General features: G+C 35.4%; 16 protein-coding genes and 2 pseudogenes. 8 read left to right on the top strand and 10 right to left on the bottom strand.

What is annotated here, in order from left to right; translation table 11 throughout:
* Positions 1-621 (bottom strand): annotated as a pseudogene (locus tag FLS47_RS14195) (hypothetical protein); the annotation flags it as partial.
* A gap of 162 nt (positions 622-783) precedes the next feature.
* Between FLS47_RS14195 and FLS47_RS14200 the strand changes: the two are divergent.
* The 6 genes and pseudogenes from FLS47_RS14200 to FLS47_RS18625 all read left to right on the top strand — a co-directional run bounded on the left by FLS47_RS14200 (position 784) and on the right by FLS47_RS18625 (position 4,936).
* Positions 784-1,290 (top strand): GbsR/MarR family transcriptional regulator, encoded by a 507-nt coding sequence (locus tag FLS47_RS14200; protein ID WP_149915019.1) that lies wholly within the window; start codon positions 784-786, stop codon positions 1,288-1,290.
* A 4-nt stretch (positions 1,291-1,294) separates the two neighbouring features.
* A complete protein-coding gene (locus FLS47_RS14205; protein WP_149915020.1) occupies positions 1,295-1,663 on the top strand; it encodes a hypothetical protein in 369 nt (122 codons plus the stop codon).
* Between the two features lie 2 nt (positions 1,664-1,665).
* Complete coding sequence (locus FLS47_RS14210) at positions 1,666-2,022, top strand: hypothetical protein (RefSeq protein ID WP_149915021.1); 357 nt, start codon at positions 1,666-1,668, stop codon at positions 2,020-2,022.
* Between the two features lie 28 nt (positions 2,023-2,050).
* Entirely contained in the window at positions 2,051-2,941 is an 891-nt protein-coding gene (locus tag FLS47_RS14215; protein WP_149915022.1) for a TIGR01777 family oxidoreductase, read from the top strand.
* A 114-nt stretch (positions 2,942-3,055) separates the two neighbouring features.
* Positions 3,056-4,324, top strand: coding sequence for a C4-dicarboxylate transporter DctA (gene dctA, locus FLS47_RS14220; protein ID WP_149915023.1), 1,269 nt, complete (start codon positions 3,056-3,058; stop codon positions 4,322-4,324).
* Between the two features lies 1 nt (position 4,325).
* Positions 4,326-4,936: pseudogene (locus FLS47_RS18625) on the top strand (lysoplasmalogenase).
* Between the two features lie 136 nt (positions 4,937-5,072).
* On the opposite strand, the gene FLS47_RS14235 reads toward FLS47_RS18625, so the two are convergent.
* The 4 genes from FLS47_RS14235 to FLS47_RS14250 all read right to left on the bottom strand — a co-directional run bounded on the left by FLS47_RS14235 (position 5,073) and on the right by FLS47_RS14250 (position 9,704).
* Positions 5,073-5,621 (bottom strand): alpha/beta hydrolase family protein, encoded by a 549-nt coding sequence (locus tag FLS47_RS14235; RefSeq protein ID WP_149915025.1) that lies wholly within the window; start codon positions 5,619-5,621, stop codon positions 5,073-5,075.
* A gap of 17 nt (positions 5,622-5,638) precedes the next feature.
* Positions 5,639-7,750, bottom strand: coding sequence for a type IA DNA topoisomerase (locus FLS47_RS14240; RefSeq protein WP_149915026.1), 2,112 nt, complete (start codon positions 7,748-7,750; stop codon positions 5,639-5,641).
* A gap of 77 nt (positions 7,751-7,827) precedes the next feature.
* Positions 7,828-9,174: a deoxyguanosinetriphosphate triphosphohydrolase gene (locus FLS47_RS14245; RefSeq protein ID WP_149915027.1), complete on the bottom strand. Its 1,347-nt coding sequence runs from the start codon at positions 9,172-9,174 to the stop codon at positions 7,828-7,830.
* Positions 9,175-9,233: 59 nt separating this feature from the next.
* The gene (locus FLS47_RS14250) at positions 9,234-9,704 is read right to left on the bottom strand and encodes a hypothetical protein (protein WP_149915028.1); all 471 of its coding nucleotides are present in this window, start codon (positions 9,702-9,704) and stop codon (positions 9,234-9,236) included.
* A gap of 87 nt (positions 9,705-9,791) precedes the next feature.
* On the opposite strand from FLS47_RS14250, the gene FLS47_RS14255 reads away from it, so the two are divergent.
* Together FLS47_RS14255 and FLS47_RS14260 are read left to right on the top strand one after the other, a co-directional pair.
* Entirely contained in the window at positions 9,792-10,853 is a 1,062-nt protein-coding gene (locus FLS47_RS14255) for an aldose epimerase family protein (RefSeq protein WP_149915029.1), read from the top strand.
* Between the two features lie 178 nt (positions 10,854-11,031).
* Complete coding sequence (locus FLS47_RS14260; RefSeq protein ID WP_149915030.1) at positions 11,032-12,498, top strand: redoxin domain-containing protein; 1,467 nt, start codon at positions 11,032-11,034, stop codon at positions 12,496-12,498.
* A gap of 58 nt (positions 12,499-12,556) precedes the next feature.
* Here FLS47_RS14260 and FLS47_RS14265 read toward each other — a convergent pair whose 3' ends face one another.
* From FLS47_RS14265 to mtaB, 5 genes are all read right to left on the bottom strand, one after another.
* Positions 12,557-13,012, bottom strand: a complete 456-nt coding sequence (locus tag FLS47_RS14265; RefSeq protein WP_149915031.1) for a PepSY-like domain-containing protein — start codon at positions 13,010-13,012, stop codon at positions 12,557-12,559.
* Positions 13,013-13,053: 41 nt separating this feature from the next.
* The gene (locus tag FLS47_RS14270; RefSeq protein ID WP_149915032.1) at positions 13,054-13,497 is read right to left on the bottom strand and encodes a PepSY-like domain-containing protein; all 444 of its coding nucleotides are present in this window, start codon (positions 13,495-13,497) and stop codon (positions 13,054-13,056) included.
* Between the two features lie 81 nt (positions 13,498-13,578).
* Positions 13,579-14,862 carry a sensor histidine kinase gene (locus FLS47_RS14275; protein WP_149915033.1) on the bottom strand — a complete coding sequence of 428 codons (1,284 nt, stop codon included), beginning with the start codon at positions 14,860-14,862 and terminating at the stop codon, positions 13,579-13,581.
* Positions 14,863-15,534: a response regulator transcription factor gene (locus FLS47_RS14280; RefSeq protein WP_149915034.1), complete on the bottom strand. Its 672-nt coding sequence runs from the start codon at positions 15,532-15,534 to the stop codon at positions 14,863-14,865.
* 105 nt (positions 15,535-15,639) lie between these two features.
* Positions 15,640-16,959 (bottom strand): tRNA (N(6)-L-threonylcarbamoyladenosine(37)-C(2))-methylthiotransferase MtaB, encoded by a 1,320-nt coding sequence (gene mtaB / locus FLS47_RS14285; protein WP_149915035.1) that lies wholly within the window; start codon positions 16,957-16,959, stop codon positions 15,640-15,642.
* Positions 16,960-16,973 lie beyond the last annotated feature (14 nt).

Below are 16,973 nucleotides of genomic sequence, written 5' to 3' on the forward strand. Positions count from 1 at the left end.
TGTACCATTGTCTTGCATTGTAGCAATGATGGCAAAATCTTTCATTCTTAATGAAAAAATTAATGTATTGATCTCGTCTCGGTACAAAAATGTATCTTCCGCATTGTCTACTTCAAAAATTTGCACCGTAAATGGATTCTTATTCTCAAATTCCATAGGCACTAAAATAGACTGTAACATCGCATGAAGATTGCGGAATTTATGTACTAACGCCTGGGAGAAGTTCATTGGTTCTCCTGACAATACAGCTTGACGCATGCCTACTTGAATCTCATTGAAAACAACCCCGTACAAAATCTTAGCTACCCAATGAAATAAGGTTTCTTGTGACAGTTCCTTTACCGCAGCATAACCCAAATTCATCGTATTTTCCACCTGCGATTCCACCTGCTCAAAGGCAAAAGCAGTATCCGCCGCACAAGGCAATTGCAATTGTTTGTACGTCACAAAACTTTCATCCAATAATTTAAATGGTTTCTCCTCCAACTCAAAAGCACGCATCATCCACACAGGAAATACCTGAATCTTCTCATCTACAGAAGCGAGCTTCTCGCCCGTCAAAAAACACGTCGTATTATCAAATTTGAAATCTAAGAATGGATTGTAAAGTTTTGTTGTCATATCGCCAGCAAAGGTAATACAATTCACACGTTAATAAATCCTTACTTTTCCTTATTACGATGAACTGACGAAAATTTAATTTATTTTATTTTCAATAATTATTGAAAGTTTAGAAAATATAATTATATTTGAATAACGAAATTGATACAAATAAAACATATCATGAAACTCGAAGAAGCAAAACAACAATTTATAGACACTTGGGGCGCATTGGGCACCGAATGGGGAATTAATAAGTCAGTAGCACAAGTTCACGCCTTACTCCTATCCAGCAGTAATCCTATTTCGACAGACGAAATCATGGAAACATTAACTATATCGCGCGGCAATGCCAATATGAGTATCAGACAATTGATAGACTATGGTATTGTCTACAAAAAGCATATCGCTGGAGATCGAAAAGAATATTTTGTCGCCGAGAAAGAGGTATTAAAATGGGCGATGAAAATTGCAATCATGCGTAAGAAGAAAGAATTAGATCCTGTAATGGATATTCTTAAAGAAATAACTGTTGCGACGGAAAAGGAAACTTCGGATGATGGTAAAGAATTTCACAATACGGTAAAAGAAATTCAGGAGCTTACTGATCAATTGGAAAAAATCGCCAATAAAGTCTTTGCCTCCAACAGAGCAGATTTACTCATCAAATTATTCAAATTCATTATTTAAAAAGATGAACTACAATATCCTTTCATACGCCCTATTTTCTGTACTCACGATTTACATCATCTTTTGGGTAGGTAGATTATTTCACCGCAATGGAAGAATATTTATTTTATCATTTTTCAATCAACGGGAAGATATTACAGACACCACAAATAATCTGTTGTTGACAGCGTATTACCTTTTTAATATAGGCTATGCAATTATTCAATTCAGTTATTGGCAACCTGTAAATAATCTTACCGAAATGCTAAGCAGCACACTTCAAAAATCAGGTTTATTGATTTTGATATTGTCCCTACTGCATTACAATAATATGTTGATCATTTATTTTATATCTAAACAGCAAAAGAAACAATTCACAACTAAAAAATTATAATTATGGAAAATTTAACAGTAATCGCGTACAGTATTTATCTGCCAATAGCCATAGGACTTACATATTATGTTGCTTATGTGTTATTCAAAAATAGCTTGGTCTATATGAATGATATTTTTCAAGGTAGGGCAGATGTAGCTCTAGCAACAAACAATTTATTCAGAATTGGATTTTACTTACTGAACATTGGATTCGCATTATACATTTTAGAAATGTATCTAGACCATGCTAAAATCCAAACCATGATTGAGCAATTGAGCTATAAAATTGGAGGTTTTAGCATTTACTTAGGTATCATGTTGTTTTTAAATATGTTCTTATTCTTCAGAGGTAAAAGAATTGCAAAACAACGTAGATAAGAGGAAGTAGCACATTAATTAAGACAATATGAAAAAGGTCATCATCGCTGGATCAACAGGTTTTGTGGGCAAGTATTTAATCGAGAGATTCAAAAGCTATGGATATAATGTAGTTACCATTTCTCGTAATTATGCAGATATAATTTGGGAAGATTTTAACGCCATTAAAAATGCTTTAGAAGATGCCGACCTTTTGATTAATCTGGCTGGTAAGTCCGTAAACTGCCGATATAATGAGACAAATAAAGCAGAAATTTTCTCATCGAGAACAGAGACCACGGAGACTCTTGGAAAGGCTATTTTGCAATGTCATAATCCGCCCAGACTATGGATAAATGCAAGTACTGCTACTATATATCGCCATGCAATAGATAGACCAATGACGGAAAAGAATGGAGAAATAGGCACAGGTTTTTCAGTTGAGGTAGCACAGCAATGGGAGAAGTCATTTTTTGATTTTCAACTTCAGAATACACGACAGGTTGCACTTAGAATGGCAATTGTTTTAGGTAAAGATGGCGGCGTAATGACTCCTTTCGAGAATCTGGTGAAATTTGGTTTGGGCGGCAAACAAGGTAATGGCAAACAAATGTTTAGTTGGATACATATTGAAGACCTATTTCAAATAATTCAATATGTAGAAACTGAAAGTGACATCAAAGGTATTATTAATTGCTCTGCACCAGAACCTGTTACGAATGAAGACTTTATGCGGACATTTCGAGAAGTTAAGAAAATTCCGATTGGATTGCCTTCCCTTACGTGGATGTTGAAAATAGGGGCTCTAATCATTGGTACTGAAACTGAATTGTTGCTAAAAAGTCGATGGGTACTCCCTGAAAAATTAATCGATAAAGGCTTTAAATTTGAATTTCCGACAATTGAAAGTGCACTACAAAATATTTTGGTTTCGAGGTAAAGAAGTTGCAGGTTAGATAAAAAACCTTAAAATCTAACCTGCTTTTTTATTCTGAAAAATAAAGTTATTTTAGGCGCATAAATTGATGCATAAACCTATAACCAAAACATTTTGATGAAAAAGCTATTCAAAACGCTCTATTTCCAAGTTATTGTAGCCATATTAATTGGTGTCGCATTAGGACACTTTTATCCCGATATGGGCGTTGCTTTAAAGCCATTTGGTGATGGATTTATTAAGCTTATCAAAATGATAATAGCGCCTTTGATTTTCTGCAGTATCGTGCTGGGAATTTCTGGCATGCAGGATGTCAAAAAAGTGGGTAAAATTGGCATTCGCTCCATGATTTACTTCCAGATAACCACGTTTGTAGCCATGTTCATTGCGCTAGCTGTGATAAATCTGGCGAAGCCAGGTGAAGGTATGAATATCAATGTAGAACATCTAGATACGAGTCAAGTTGGCAATTTTATAGAAGGTGGTAAGGAGCAAAAAGGTGTTGTTCAGTTTCTTCTGAATATAATTCCAAATAATATTATTGGCTCTCTCGCTGAGGGCAATATTCTTCAAGTACTTTTTTTTGCTATTCTATTAGGATTTGCGTTTGCTAAAATGGGCGAAAAAGCAGAACCTGTCAAAGTGGTATTGCAATCTTTTTTGGATGGTATTTTCCTGGTCATTAAAATGATAATGAAAGTTGCGCCTTTGGGTGCAATGGGCGCGATCGGATTTACTGTTGGACGATATGGCTTAGACATATTGAAATCCTTAGGTATGATGATGTTGTGGTTTTATGTGGCCTGCTTGATTTATATCTTCGTATTTATTGGATTGATATTATACCGCAATAAAATTAGTCTTTGGAAATTTCTTCGCTACATAAGGGAAGAACTCTTGATTGTGTTGGGGACATCTTCTTCTGAATCTGTACTTCCCGCAATCATGGAAAAGCTTCAGAAAGCAGGCTGTAATAAATCCGTTGTAAATCTTGTGATACCTACTGGCTATTCATTTAATCTGGACGGAACAGCTATTTATTTGACCATGGCATCAGTATTCTTAGCACAGGCTATCAATCAACCCATGGGATTGAGCGAGCAATTGTTCTTATTATTTGTCTTGACAATTACTTCCAATGGTGCAGCAGGTGTTACAGGGTCCGGTTTTATTATTCTAGCAGCAACGTTACCTGTAGTCGGACATATTCCTGTAGAATCGATTGCTATTGTTTTTGGTATAGACCGTTTTATGAGTGAGGCACGCGCATTGACCAATATAATCGGAAATGCTACAGCTGGTCTGGTACTTTCTAAGTGGGAAAACGAATTGGATATGAAACAATTAAATAAAGTATTGGACAGAAAAGAATTGATTCCAGAATAAAATGAAACGAGTACTCCTGCTCTTATTAATAATCGTTTTTATTCTTGATCAAGTAATCATTGGTTTTGAATTAAGTTCAAACTTTCGATTATTTACAAAACCTTTATTGATTCCTATTCTCATTAGCTATTATATTTGGAGCGTAAATAAGAAGAATTGGTTATTCATTTCTGGTTTAGTACTAAGTTTTTTAGGAGATTTATTTTTAATGTTTTCGGGAGGATTTATAGCTGGATTAAGTAGTTTTTTAATCGCACATATTCTCTATATCCTTACATTCAAAGAATTATTTCGTAATAAGAATTTACTTTTAATTCCTCTTATTCTAATATTTATAATTGGATTGCTTTCTTATATCCGCATTTAGGAACATTGAAAATACCTGTGATTTTGTATGCAATCACCATTGGTACAATGTTGTATTTAGCTCTTGGCACAAATATAAAATGGCTAATTATTGGTGCTGGATTTTTTGTTCTATCGGACTCCATTTTGGCAATAAATATATTCTTTCAAAAATCCTTATTAGGTAGCTTAACTGTGATGATGACTTATGTCATCGCACAATATTTCTTGGTGAAAGGGATGATAAAAAGCGAGTTAAATTTGTAATTCTTTTGATTGCAATAAAACGATATATGACGTTATTATTCATTCAAATATTCTTTAATTAAAATAGAAATCTCATTATGATGAGTTAATATCATCAAATGACCTCCGCCAGCTATCCTTCTTACTGAATTACAATTTATAATGGGAATAATACATCTTTGTCTCCATGAAGATGAAGAAATTTTTTTGGTATTTCTAAGCTATCCCAATTTAGAATTGAGTACAATGCCCATCTGAAAAATCCAGAGTTCGAATCTCGTATAATTGCATTGAGCAATTTCCTATCCACTGCATCAGTTACACCAAACAGAAAATGATGAATTCTAGTTGGTGTCACTATCAATTGAGATGGAAATAGTTTATAGATTGGAAAGTATCTAAATATTTTATGATATGATGGTAAATTGGAACTGCTTATTGCTGTAGAAATTAAAACAATCTTATTAAAATCATATGTTTTTGCGAGTTCAACAATGCACATTCCCCCAAATGAAATTCCTAAAACATTAGCACCCGATACTGGAATTCGATAATATTCAGCTAATCTGTTTACATAATTGCTTAAACTTTCATTTTTTATAGATGGTAACCAATCAATATGTACAACTTCAAACTCTTCTAAATTAAGCTTTGAAAAAACTCTTTTATCAGCCCCTAAACCAGAGAAAATAAATATTTTTTTCATAACTGAAATTACTTTACTTACCCCACATTCACCTTAAAATCTTGAAATACTAAAGGTGCAATAACAGTTTGTCCTTCCTTGGTTTTAACACCTTTGAGTTCGGAAGTTTTACCTTTTTCGAGGAGATTTTTCATTTCTTTCTCTTCGAGGAAAACACCATTCAAGGTGCGCCAAATCTTAAAATCACAACCCCGTGCATAATGATCGCACTGCGCAACTTTATCGAACAAATGAATATTTCCCGGCTGGCATTTCGGACATTTAATCTTTCCTTTTTGTTGGGGTTTTATTTCCTCTTGCGGAATCGACATACGAAGCTGCAAAAGTTCTTTGGTTATTTTAACTGTATAATCCTTGATATGCTTCATAAAGACATCATAAGACACTTTATTAGCACGCATTTCTTCCAGTTTCTGTTCCCATTTACCGGTCAATGTCACTTTCGCGATAGAACGATCCTTAACCAAATTATACACAGCTAACCCTTTTTCCGTCGGAATCAATTTCTTTTTGTCACGTTTGATGTAATCGCGCTGGAATAATGTTTCAATAGTCGCTGCACGTGTTGCAGGCGTGCCTAACCCACAATCTTTCATGGCTTGACGCATCTCCTCGTCTTCGATTTCCTTGCCCGAAGTTTCCATAGCTTTCAACAAGGAAGCTTCTGTATGAATAGGTCGAGCTTTGGTAAAGCGTTCCGACAATTCTAAGGATAGAATCTCCAACATTTCTTCCGCCAACAGCTTAGGCAACTGTGCATTTTCATTGTCTTGATCGTCCGTATTTTTATCTTCATCAGGCATTTCAACCTGATCCGCTGACAAACGCCAGCCGTATTGACGAATTACCGTACCTTTTGCAATCAACTCTACTCCTGCTGCATCAATCGTTACGGTCGTAATATCTTTCAAACAAACTTCCGAAAAACTTTCAACCATACGCTTCGCAATCATATTGTAGATATTTTGCTGCTCTTTAAGCATCGCTCCTGGCTTCTCATCCGTCACCAATAACGCGTGGTGATCTGTTACTTTTTTATCATCTACAGAACGTTTATTGAGCTTTGCTCCAATTAGATTACGCGAGATAGCAGCAATTCCTTCCTCCGCTGTATCCGCCAAATGTTGGAATAAGGGCTCGATCTGTTCGAAAACATCTTCACCAATATAACGAGAACCTGTACGAGGATAGGTAATGACCTTTTTCTCGTATAGCGTCTGTGCAATACTCAACGTTTGATCTGCCGAATAGCCGTATTTCTTATTGGCATCCTGTTGCAATGACGTCAAGTCAAAAAGCAATGGAGGTTGCTCTTTCGTCTCTTTTGCTTCGACTTTCACAACTTTCGCTTCTGAACCAACTGTAATTTTAGCTACGGTTTCTTCTGCGACATACTTTTTATCAATCTTATCTGAAGTCGCTTTGAACGAAATATTATCCTTCTCAAAACCAGCTTGAATTTTATAAAAAGCCTGTGGTTTGAAATCTTTATTTTCTAAATAGCGCGAACAAATCATCGCCAATGTCGGTGTCTGCACACGTCCCAAAGACAACAAACCTTTATTGCCTGCCGCCAATGTAATCGCCTGTGTAGCATTAATACCGATCAACCAATCTGATTCCGAACGCGATCGTGCTGACTGGTACAAACTATCGTATTCTGAACCATCTTTTAATTTGGCAAAACCTTCTTTGATGGCTTTATCTGTTTGCGAAGAAATCCACAAACGCTTAAAAGGTACTTTTGAACCTAAATAATAATAAATATTACGGAAAATCAATTCTCCCTCGCGCCCAGCATCCGTTGCCACAATAATTTCTTCCGCCTTCTCCAACAAATTTTTGATAATGTTCACTTGCTTTAGTGCACCATAATCATCAATTTGCTTACCGTCTTTACGAACTTTCTTTACTTCCAAACCAAATTTCGCTGGAATAATTGGCAAATTCGCTACAGACCAAGTGTTATAGCCGTACGCTTGAGGTGTACACAATTGCACCAAATGGCCAAAGGCATAGGTAAATGCATATCCATTGCCCTCAATATATCCATCTTTCACATCCTTCGCACCCATTACACGTGCCAAATCACGTGCAACCGAAGGTTTTTCTGCTATTACTACTTTCATATATTAGTATTGAGTAGTGAGTATTTAGTAATGAGACTCCTAATCGACCAAATACACACCAATCTCTAATCTAAAAATTAATCTAATGAAGGAATTGAAATCCCTTTTATTTTACGGTACAAATCAACAGCGTAGACATCTGTCATACCAGATACAAAATCCAATACAGCCCGTATTTTAGAATATGCATCTTCTTTATCAGTATGAAATTGTTCTGGAATCATAGCCACCAATTTTTTATCAAACATAGTTTTATTGGTCTTTAAATATGCCGGTATAAACTCCTCCAATAACGCATTCATGACTTTATAACCTGCTATTTCGATTTGTACAACTGTAGGTGCATTGTAAATACGTGCTACTGAAACCTTCTCAATCTTTTTCATTTGTTGCACAATATTCGTATCTAAAGCATCAACTAGAGAACTTTGAAAAGTACCAGACAAAAATTTCTCTTGGTTTTTGACGAACACTGAAGCACAGCCGTGTATTAACGTATTTATCGCTTTTGCGCGCAATAATTCTACACGAGAACCTGGATCGCCTAGACTGTCCAAACGAGATTTTAGACTTTCGCCACCACATAATGGTAACAACAAATCTTCCACCTCCTGATAAGATAGTATTTTAAGGTGATGGGCATCTTCCAAGTCAATGATATTATAACATATATCATCTGCTGCTTCTACCAAATACACCAATGGGTGGCGTAAATAGCCGTTTGCATTCGTAGGATCCTTCTCTAACCCCAATTCAACAGCTATTTTTTCGAATGAAGATCTTTCACATTCAAAAAAACCATATTTCTTGCGGTGGTGATTACCTTTTACATGACCATCAATTGCAGCACACGGATATTTAACAATAGAAGCTAATGTTGCATAGGTCAAAGCAAAACCTTTAGGATCTTTGCCATTGAAAGCATGCGTCAAAATACGAAGCGCATTGGCGTTACCTTCGAAGTGTGTCAAATCTGACCATTGCTTTGGTGAAACTTGTTCTTGGTATTTATTACCTGCTCCCTCCGTAAAATAAGAAGAGATTGCAGCCTCACCAGAATGACCAAATGCTGGATTTCCTAGATCGTGTGATAAACATGCAGCCGAAATGATATTCCCAACTTCTTGCAAATAAGGCACCTCCTCGTCGATATTAGGATTCTCCTGTTTCATCAAATTATAAAACAATCTACCCAACGAGCGACCAACAGAAGCTACTTCCAAACTATGCGTTAATCTATTGTGAACGAAAACAGCTCCTGGCAATGGAAAAACTTGTGTTTTATTTTGTAAACGACGAAATGGTGAGGAGAAAATCAAGCGATCATAATCGCGTTGAAATTCTGACCTTGCGTCAAATTGTTCGTATGGTACACGTTCTTCATAACCCCACCGTTTGGCAGATATAAGTTGTTTCCAGTTCATTAAAATATCGGATTATACAAAGTACAAATATACGTTTTCTGACTTACAACGCGAGCGCGTTACTTAGGATTAGACTTCATAAATCCCATTAATAAGTTTACCAATCCTATTGGTTGAATCAAAAGTAATAACCAAAATAAGGATCGATAAATGGTTTCACGATCACTAATATCATGGTAATCACTACGTAAATCATGAACAGAATTATAGGACTGTGATTCTACAGCTTCCTGAAGAGAAAATGCGTTATTGTCCCAAAGGATTAACACAATAGTTAATATAAAATAAGAGATTACATGAAGATAAATCAGTCCTTCGCTGTATAATATTGTACCAAAAAAATGATAGAAAATCCATAAACAAATACCAATCCCTGCGACAAGATAAAAAAGCCATTTGGCCTCTATTAAATTAGTTTCCCAACCTGCATTTAACACAAATTGATGTGTTTCATCAACAAAAATGAATGTATATACAAACAACAATATTGCTAGAACTGCAAACGCTAGGTAAACGAATCTATTCTCCATAAGCTTAAATATAATACAAATATTCCTTTTCTTCACCTTGTCAACGTTTTTTATTATTTTTAGCAAAATCTATAAACTTCAAATCTAATGAGCACACGCTATACGATACCCGATACAGAAAAATTTGAGGGCAGCCTCAATGGAAAAAACACCCATCTATTTACGTTAAAAAATAGAGCTGGAATGCAAATTGCATTAACAGATTATGGTGCGAGATTGGTGAGTGCTTTAGTTCCTGATAGAAATGGGAGTCTAATAGATGTTGTCTTGGGATTCGATAGTATCGCAGGCTATTTGGATGCTAAAGAAATATACCATGGCGCTACAATCGGAAGATTTGCCAATCGTATTGGGAATGGAAAATTTGTGCTGGATGAGCAAGAATACACATTACCACAAAACAATGGCTCAAATTGTCTGCATGGGGGTCCTGAAGGTTTTCACACAAAGGTGTGGGATAGACAAGTGAATTTTCGAAAAAAGGTAACCTTTTATTATGTTTCACCAGATGGAGAAGCTGGATTTCCAGGCGAAGCTAAAATTACAGTTTCCTACGAATTGACTGATGACAATGAGATCCTCATTAATTTTAGAGCTACCTCTGACAAACGTACAATAGTCAATTTGACAAATCACGCTTATTTCAACCTCAATGGTGAAGGCAACGGTGATATTTTAAATCATTTTGTTCAAATAAATTCCAACAAGTTCATCGAAATCAATCAAAGTCAATTGCCTACAGGAAATTTAAAAAGTGTGGTTGACACTCCTTTTGATCTAAGAGAGCAAACTCGAATTGCCGATAAAATAGGTGCAGAAGACCAGCAATTACATTTTGCGAAAGGTTTCGATCATAGTTACGCAAACGAAAATGCCTTTAGTCAAGTCGCGGCATCAGCTTATAGTGCGGAATCGGGAATCAGCTTAGAACTATACACAGATTATCCCACAGTACATCTGTACTCAGGAAATTACCTTTCGGATGATATTGGCAAAACAGGAAAAAAATATTTACAAAATGGAGGATTTTGTTTTGAAGCACAACATCATTTAGATTGTCCAAATCAATCAAACTTTCCTCAATTTATCCTCGAACCCGGAGAAGAATACAACTTTAATATGAAATACAAATTTTGCATTCGAAAATAAAAATTATTGATATATCTACCATAAACAGAAAAATTTACATTTAAAAATTACTTTTACAATAAATTACCTACGTATAACGTAAATTTATTTTTGAATACATAGAATTAATATTGAATATTATCTTCTGTGTGTTTCATTGGTTTTTAAATAATAATTTTGTTTAACATACAAATCTATTATGAAAAAGTCCATACTATCTTTAGCAATATTAGGTGCATGCGTGTCCGTACAGACTGCGAATGCACAATTAGCCAAAAAAAAGGGTATAACTTTAGATGAAATTTCTAAAGAACTAAATTCACTAGCTCAAAAAGGCGATGATGATTCTAAAAATCAAATGCTCGTGGAAGCCAAATATCTGGTGGAAAGCAAAAATGAAAACTTTGTCAACTTTGGATCGCGTATTTATGCATTTTTAGAGAAAAATGATGAAGTCGAAAAAATTGATAAATCACTTCTTAAAAGATTTCCCAAAGGTTTGAAGGCAAGATCGCAAGCCTTTGAAAGTGTATTTAATGCTGAAAACATTACCGCTTCAGAAGCAGAGAAAAACTACAATGCGTTTCTGAAAAAATACCCTTCGAGCAATTTTGAAGAAAAAGATAGAGGATTATATGGAAATGCTGAATCAAAATTAGCAGGATTATATTTCAAAGAAAATAACCTAGCAAAAGCAAATGAATACGTAAGTAAAATCAAAAACAGCGCAAATTTCATTCAAAGTGCATATGGATTAACAAACGAACTTGCAAAAAATAAAGACTATGCCAATGCATTACCGATTCTAGAAGAAGCTATCGATAAAGCGAAAGAAGATAAAACTGTAGGTGCAAATTACTTGCCAGTACTAAATTCTTCGTACGCAAAAGCGTTATATGAAACTGGAAATTATGAAAAAGCTATTGCAAGTATTGAAGAGCAACTGAAATCAAACAGAAACGCTGCATCTAATACGACTTTAAACTTGAGTTTAGCAAATTCTTACGCAAAAGTTGGTAAAGAATTAGACGCATTTTTATTACTTGAAAAGTTTGTTCAGAAAAATGGCAAGAGCAAAGATTCAGAAGAGTTATTAAAATCTTTGTATGCTAAATTGAACAACGGCAAAAGTGATTTCAACGTATATTCTGCGAAATTAGATTCTGAAATCAAAGAAGCTAACTTAGCAAAATACAAAGCTGAAATGATCAAAAAAGAGGCTCCAGCATTTTCTTTGGTCAATAGAGAAGGTAAAACAGTGTCTTTGGCAGATCTTAAAGGAAAAGTTGTGGTATTGGATTTTTGGGCAACATGGTGTGGTCCTTGTATCAATTCTTTTCCTGGTATGCAAGCAGCTGTTAACAAATACAAAGACGACAAAGAAGTTGAGTTTTTATTTATTGACACGTGGCAACGCGAAGAAAACTACAAAGAGCTTGTTGAACAATTCATCACGAAGAATAATTACACGTTCCACGTTTTATTTGATGAAATGAAAGATAGAGAAAAAGCAACGACTACAGCATACGGCGTTAAAGGTATTCCACACAAAGTTGTAATTGACAAAGAAGGATTTATCCGTTTTGAGTCCTCAGGTAGTGGATCGGATATCGATAAAATCGTCAGCGAAATGGAAACAAAAATAGAATTAGCGCGTAAAGGCTAATACATAAAATGGGACAATGCAAGTTGTCCCATTTTTGTTTTTAGCTATGAATCAAAAATTATAGATCAATTCTGATAAATTTTCCGTCTTTGTCAAATACCAAATCGACATCATTAGTCAGTTCAATATCAAATCCATTCACTTCTCTTTCAATTCCATTAATGCCTACTGAAGCATAATTCGCCGTCACATAATCGACAATTGCAGGTAATATAAACGAAGTGTTAGGCAACGCGTCACGATCACTTCTCATTTCTACATCTTGCCACAACCCTGTATTGTCAAATTTGATATCTACACCATTATCCAATTTTACCTCGTATTCAAAATTTGAAATCCCTTCTTTATCTTTTATTGTAGAAATAATTTTTGCCGAACCAAAATATTCCGATACGAAAGATTTCGAAGTTGTTGGTAATTCCTCATTTGGAATTAATACTTCATCCTTATCACAAGATGTCATCGTAAACGCTACAGCTACGGCTAAAATCGCTTTTGAAAATAAATTTTTCATAGTTTATATATATTTATATTATGTGTGTTTTAATTAATATATTAATCGTCGATACGTAAAAATTTGCCTTTGCTATTGAAAACTAAGTCCAATCCATTTGACAATTCAATTTCATATTTGGATGAACTTCTAGAAAGTTTCACAATATTATTCTTTGGAAAACTCTTTTCTACATATTCTTTTATAGCTTGAGGGATCAACGAAAGCGGAATACTTTTGCGCTTCATATCGATTTCTTTCCATTCGCCATTTTTATCAAATTCAAATTCCGAGCCATCATTCATCTTCACTTCGTAAGATTTTTTAGAAAAGAGTTCGTCTTCCAATTTAACATACGCGACCGAAAGTTTTGAACTATATGTCTTGATAAAATTTTGGGCTTGCTTTGGCAACTGACCTAGATCAATTAATTTATCCTGTGCATTTGCTCCCATGCTTGTTGTCAATAAAGCTACTACTGCTAACGTTTTAAATATTGTTTTCATCTTTTAATCTTTATTCTATACTACAAAAATCAAAAGTGAGTTGGGAAAGAATTGGGAATAAGTGTTTGAGATCAAAAAAAATTAAACTTTTTTAATTTCAAATACTTGCATATTATCCTGATAGCTGTACTGAATATGTAAGAAAGGATATTTTTCCAAAATGGTCTGTACAATAGACAAACCTAAGCCATTGGAATTGTGGTCTTGATTTCCTTTATAAAAACGTTCGAAAATATATGCAGGATTCAGTGCCTTGTCTTGACTTGTGTTAGAAATGATTGCAGCATCTGATTGAAGTCGAACTCTTAATTCACCTGCAGGTAAATTGTATTTTATGGCATTGCTAATTAAATTTGAAAACAAAATTTGCATTAAATCTGGGTTAGCTAAGACTTCAAAATTACCATCCTGTTGAAAATCTAATCTGATATCCTTATAAGCTATCAAATCCTTGTAATCATTCAACAGATCAGCGATAACTGCATTTATAGTGACGCTTTCATTTCCCGCATACTGCTGATTATTGATGCGTGAAATCGTTAATAAGCTTTTATTAAGACTTACCATGCGCTGCAGCGAACGCTTAGCCTCCACGATACGAACCGTATCCTCTTCATTCAAACTCGAATTTTCTAACAGCAATTCCAGCTTGTTAATACTTACTGCCAAAGGTGTTTGCAATTCGTGAGCAGCATTTTCCAAAAAGCGTTTTTGACTGTCAAAGACTTTCTCATTCTGATCAATCATTTGCGAAATATGATTATTCAAATCATTAAACTCCAAAACAGGCGATTCCACTGAGACAAAACTATTGGCTTTGCCAAATCGATATTTAGAAAGATTTTTTAAAATTTGCTTGAAAGGTTGCCAAGCACGTCCCAATATATAATGATTAATCACCAAAATACTGAGCACAATTACCACATACAATACCAACAAAGAAATAGCGAGATTGAGCAAAAAATCATCTTCTTCAACGGTAGAAGTACGAATTTCCAATTGATAAGGCTTTCCGCTAGGATCATAAAATCCTGTTCGTAAAATTCGGTAAGGCTCCTCTTCCTCATCGTAAGGCATATAGATAAATTCCTTAGAAAAAGCATTTTGATCAACTTTCTCTTCTAAATTCTTTACTTCCCTTATCACGAATTGGTTAATCCCAAATTCTTTGGACTCAGCAATTAATTTGGGATTATTATAAGCTTCACGTATAATGAGAATTTTCTGATTCTTCAGACCGTCATCAATATTATCATAAACCTCGTCCATTATAACGGCGTAAAATAGCGCCGCCCAAATCGCCATAACCACCAGAATAGCAAAGCTTACAAAACGATTGGTGTAATTTTTTACTGAAATAGCCATTTATATCAATTTATAACCTACACCATACACCGCTTGCAAATCACAATCCGCCCCTGCGGTTTTCAATTTCTTACGAAGATTCTTAATCTGCGAATAGATAAAATCCAAATTGTTTGCCTGATCCGCATGATCTCCCCAAACCGTTTCCGCGAGCGTAGATTTTTCCTGTAATTTATTTGGGCGAAGCATGAAATAGTAAAACAAATCATACTCCTTGCGATTCAAAACCAAAGGATTTCCATCAATTTTGACTTCACGTAATTCAGGATTAAGACTTACATTTTTGTAGTGCAAAAGCTGTTCGCCATCTTGTGCATTACGACGAATAATAGATTTCAGACGCGCTAATAATTCCGCAAAATGAAAAGGCTTAGCCAAATAATCATCTGCACCAATTTCCAACCCAGCAACTTTATCTTCTACGGAATCTTTTGCTGAAAGTATCAATACGGGACTTTTGATTTGATTATTGCGCATTTCCTTTAGTACATCCATACCCGACCCTCCAGGAAGCATAATATCCAAGAGCACACAATCGTAAGGATAGTTCATGACTTTGTCCACAGCCTCCATGTAGGTCGATGCTGTCTCCACCAAAAACTTTTCTGCAATTAAAAAATCGCGTATTCCTGCTTGTAATGCCAGCTCATCTTCGACAATAAGTACTTTCATAGTTGAACAATAATACCCTAAGAATTGGGAATATTTTAGGAATAAGTTAGTGAAAATAACTCGGCAATAAAAAAGGGATGTAATATCATCCCTCAAATTTATATTTTAATGTTCCAATAACTCCGGCAACTCTTCTATATCCACATCGCCCGATTCGGAAATGGAAGTAAATCTCACTGGAACAATCTCATTGACCAACAATGGATCATAAGGTGTACGTACTTTCACATAATTCTTGGAGAATCCGTGCATAAAGCCATCTTTCTCATCCGATTCGAATAATACCTCTCCTATTGCACCCAAATTTTCTTCATAGAAAGCACGACGTTTTTTCTCCGAAAGGATATGTAACATTTTACTACGATCCGACCGTTGCGCGCCTGGTACAGCACCTTCCATTTGCGCAGCAATGGTATTCTCACGTTCTGAATACGTAAATACGTGCAAATATGAAATATCTAGATCGTTTAAGAAATTATACGTTTCGATAAAATCTTCGCGCGTCTCACCCGGGAAACCAACAATCACATCGACACCGATACAGGCGTTTGGCATCAACGATTTGATTTTCGCAACACGCTCCCCGTACAATTCACGTTTGTAGCGACGACGCATTTGTGCCAATACTTTATTATTTCCTGATTGCAATGGCATATGAAAATGTGGAACAAAAAGTTTGGATTTCGCCACAAATTCGATAATCTCATTTGCCAATAAATTTGGTTCTATCGATGAAATACGAATACGGTCAATACCTTCGACTTCGTCCAAGGCTTTTACCAAATCCAAAAACTTGTCTTGGCGTTTGCCATCACGAATACCGTAGTCGCCAATATTTACACCTGTTAATACGATTTCTTTCACACCCGAAGCAGCAATTTCTTCTGCTTGGCGCACGATATCTTCGATTTTTCCTGAACGACTTGCGCCACGTGCCAAAGGAATTGTACAGAATGTACATGAATAATCACAACCGTCTTGCACTTTTAAGAAAGTACGTGTACGGTCACCAATCGAATAAGCCGTGACGAATTGATTCGTTTCGTCAATCGGTCCATTATGAACAACAGCTTTCTCTTGTTTGGTCAAATCATTGATATGCTCAATAATATTGAATTTCTCCGCAGCACCCAATACCATATCCACACCTGGAATTTCTGCGATTTCTTGCGGTTTCAATTGCGCATAACAGCCTACAATTGTGATATACGCATTTGGCGAATACTTTAACGCTTCCTTCACTACCTTTCGACATTTCTTATCCGCATTGTCCGTTACCGAACAAGTGTTGATTACATAAACATCTGCAGGCGAGTTGAATGGCGTGGTATCATAACCCGCATCCTTGAACTGACGTCCAATAGATGAAGTCTCCGAAAAATTCAACTTACAACCCAGTGTATAGAAAGCTACTTTTTTATTCATAATAAGTTGCAAAA

It is taken from the genome of Sphingobacterium cavernae (genome assembly GCF_008520265.1).
GTDB lineage: Bacteria > Bacteroidota > Bacteroidia > Sphingobacteriales > Sphingobacteriaceae > Sphingobacterium > Sphingobacterium cavernae.

Excerpts from the sequence above, each read along its gene's own strand:
- FLS47_RS14200 (WP_149915019.1), top strand. The coding sequence starts at position 784 with ATGAAACTCGAAGAAGCAAAACAACAATTTATAGACACTTGGGGCGCA.
- FLS47_RS14255 (WP_149915029.1), top strand. The coding sequence starts at position 9,792 with ATGAGCACACGCTATACGATACCCGATACAGAAAAATTTGAGGGCAGC.
- FLS47_RS14210 (WP_149915021.1), top strand. The coding sequence starts at position 1,666 with ATGGAAAATTTAACAGTAATCGCGTACAGTATTTATCTGCCAATAGCC.
- FLS47_RS14235 (WP_149915025.1), bottom strand. The coding sequence starts at position 5,621 with ATGAAAAAAATATTTATTTTCTCTGGTTTAGGGGCTGATAAAAGAGTT.
- FLS47_RS14275 (WP_149915033.1), bottom strand. The coding sequence starts at position 14,862 with ATGGCTATTTCAGTAAAAAATTACACCAATCGTTTTGTAAGCTTTGCT.
- mtaB (WP_149915035.1), bottom strand. The coding sequence starts at position 16,959 with ATGAATAAAAAAGTAGCTTTCTATACACTGGGTTGTAAGTTGAATTTT.
- FLS47_RS14240 (WP_149915026.1), bottom strand. The coding sequence starts at position 7,750 with ATGAAAGTAGTAATAGCAGAAAAACCTTCGGTTGCACGTGATTTGGCA.
- FLS47_RS14270 (WP_149915032.1), bottom strand. The coding sequence starts at position 13,497 with ATGAAAACAATATTTAAAACGTTAGCAGTAGTAGCTTTATTGACAACA.
- dctA (WP_149915023.1), top strand. The coding sequence starts at position 3,056 with ATGAAAAAGCTATTCAAAACGCTCTATTTCCAAGTTATTGTAGCCATA.
- FLS47_RS14245 (WP_149915027.1), bottom strand. The coding sequence starts at position 9,174 with ATGAACTGGAAACAACTTATATCTGCCAAACGGTGGGGTTATGAAGAA.
- FLS47_RS14250 (WP_149915028.1), bottom strand. The coding sequence starts at position 9,704 with ATGGAGAATAGATTCGTTTACCTAGCGTTTGCAGTTCTAGCAATATTG.
- FLS47_RS14265 (WP_149915031.1), bottom strand. The coding sequence starts at position 13,012 with ATGAAAAATTTATTTTCAAAAGCGATTTTAGCCGTAGCTGTAGCGTTT.
- FLS47_RS14215 (WP_149915022.1), top strand. The coding sequence starts at position 2,051 with ATGAAAAAGGTCATCATCGCTGGATCAACAGGTTTTGTGGGCAAGTAT.
- FLS47_RS14260 (WP_149915030.1), top strand. The coding sequence starts at position 11,032 with ATGAAAAAGTCCATACTATCTTTAGCAATATTAGGTGCATGCGTGTCC.
- FLS47_RS14280 (WP_149915034.1), bottom strand. The coding sequence starts at position 15,534 with ATGAAAGTACTTATTGTCGAAGATGAGCTGGCATTACAAGCAGGAATA.
- FLS47_RS14205 (WP_149915020.1), top strand. The coding sequence starts at position 1,295 with ATGAACTACAATATCCTTTCATACGCCCTATTTTCTGTACTCACGATT.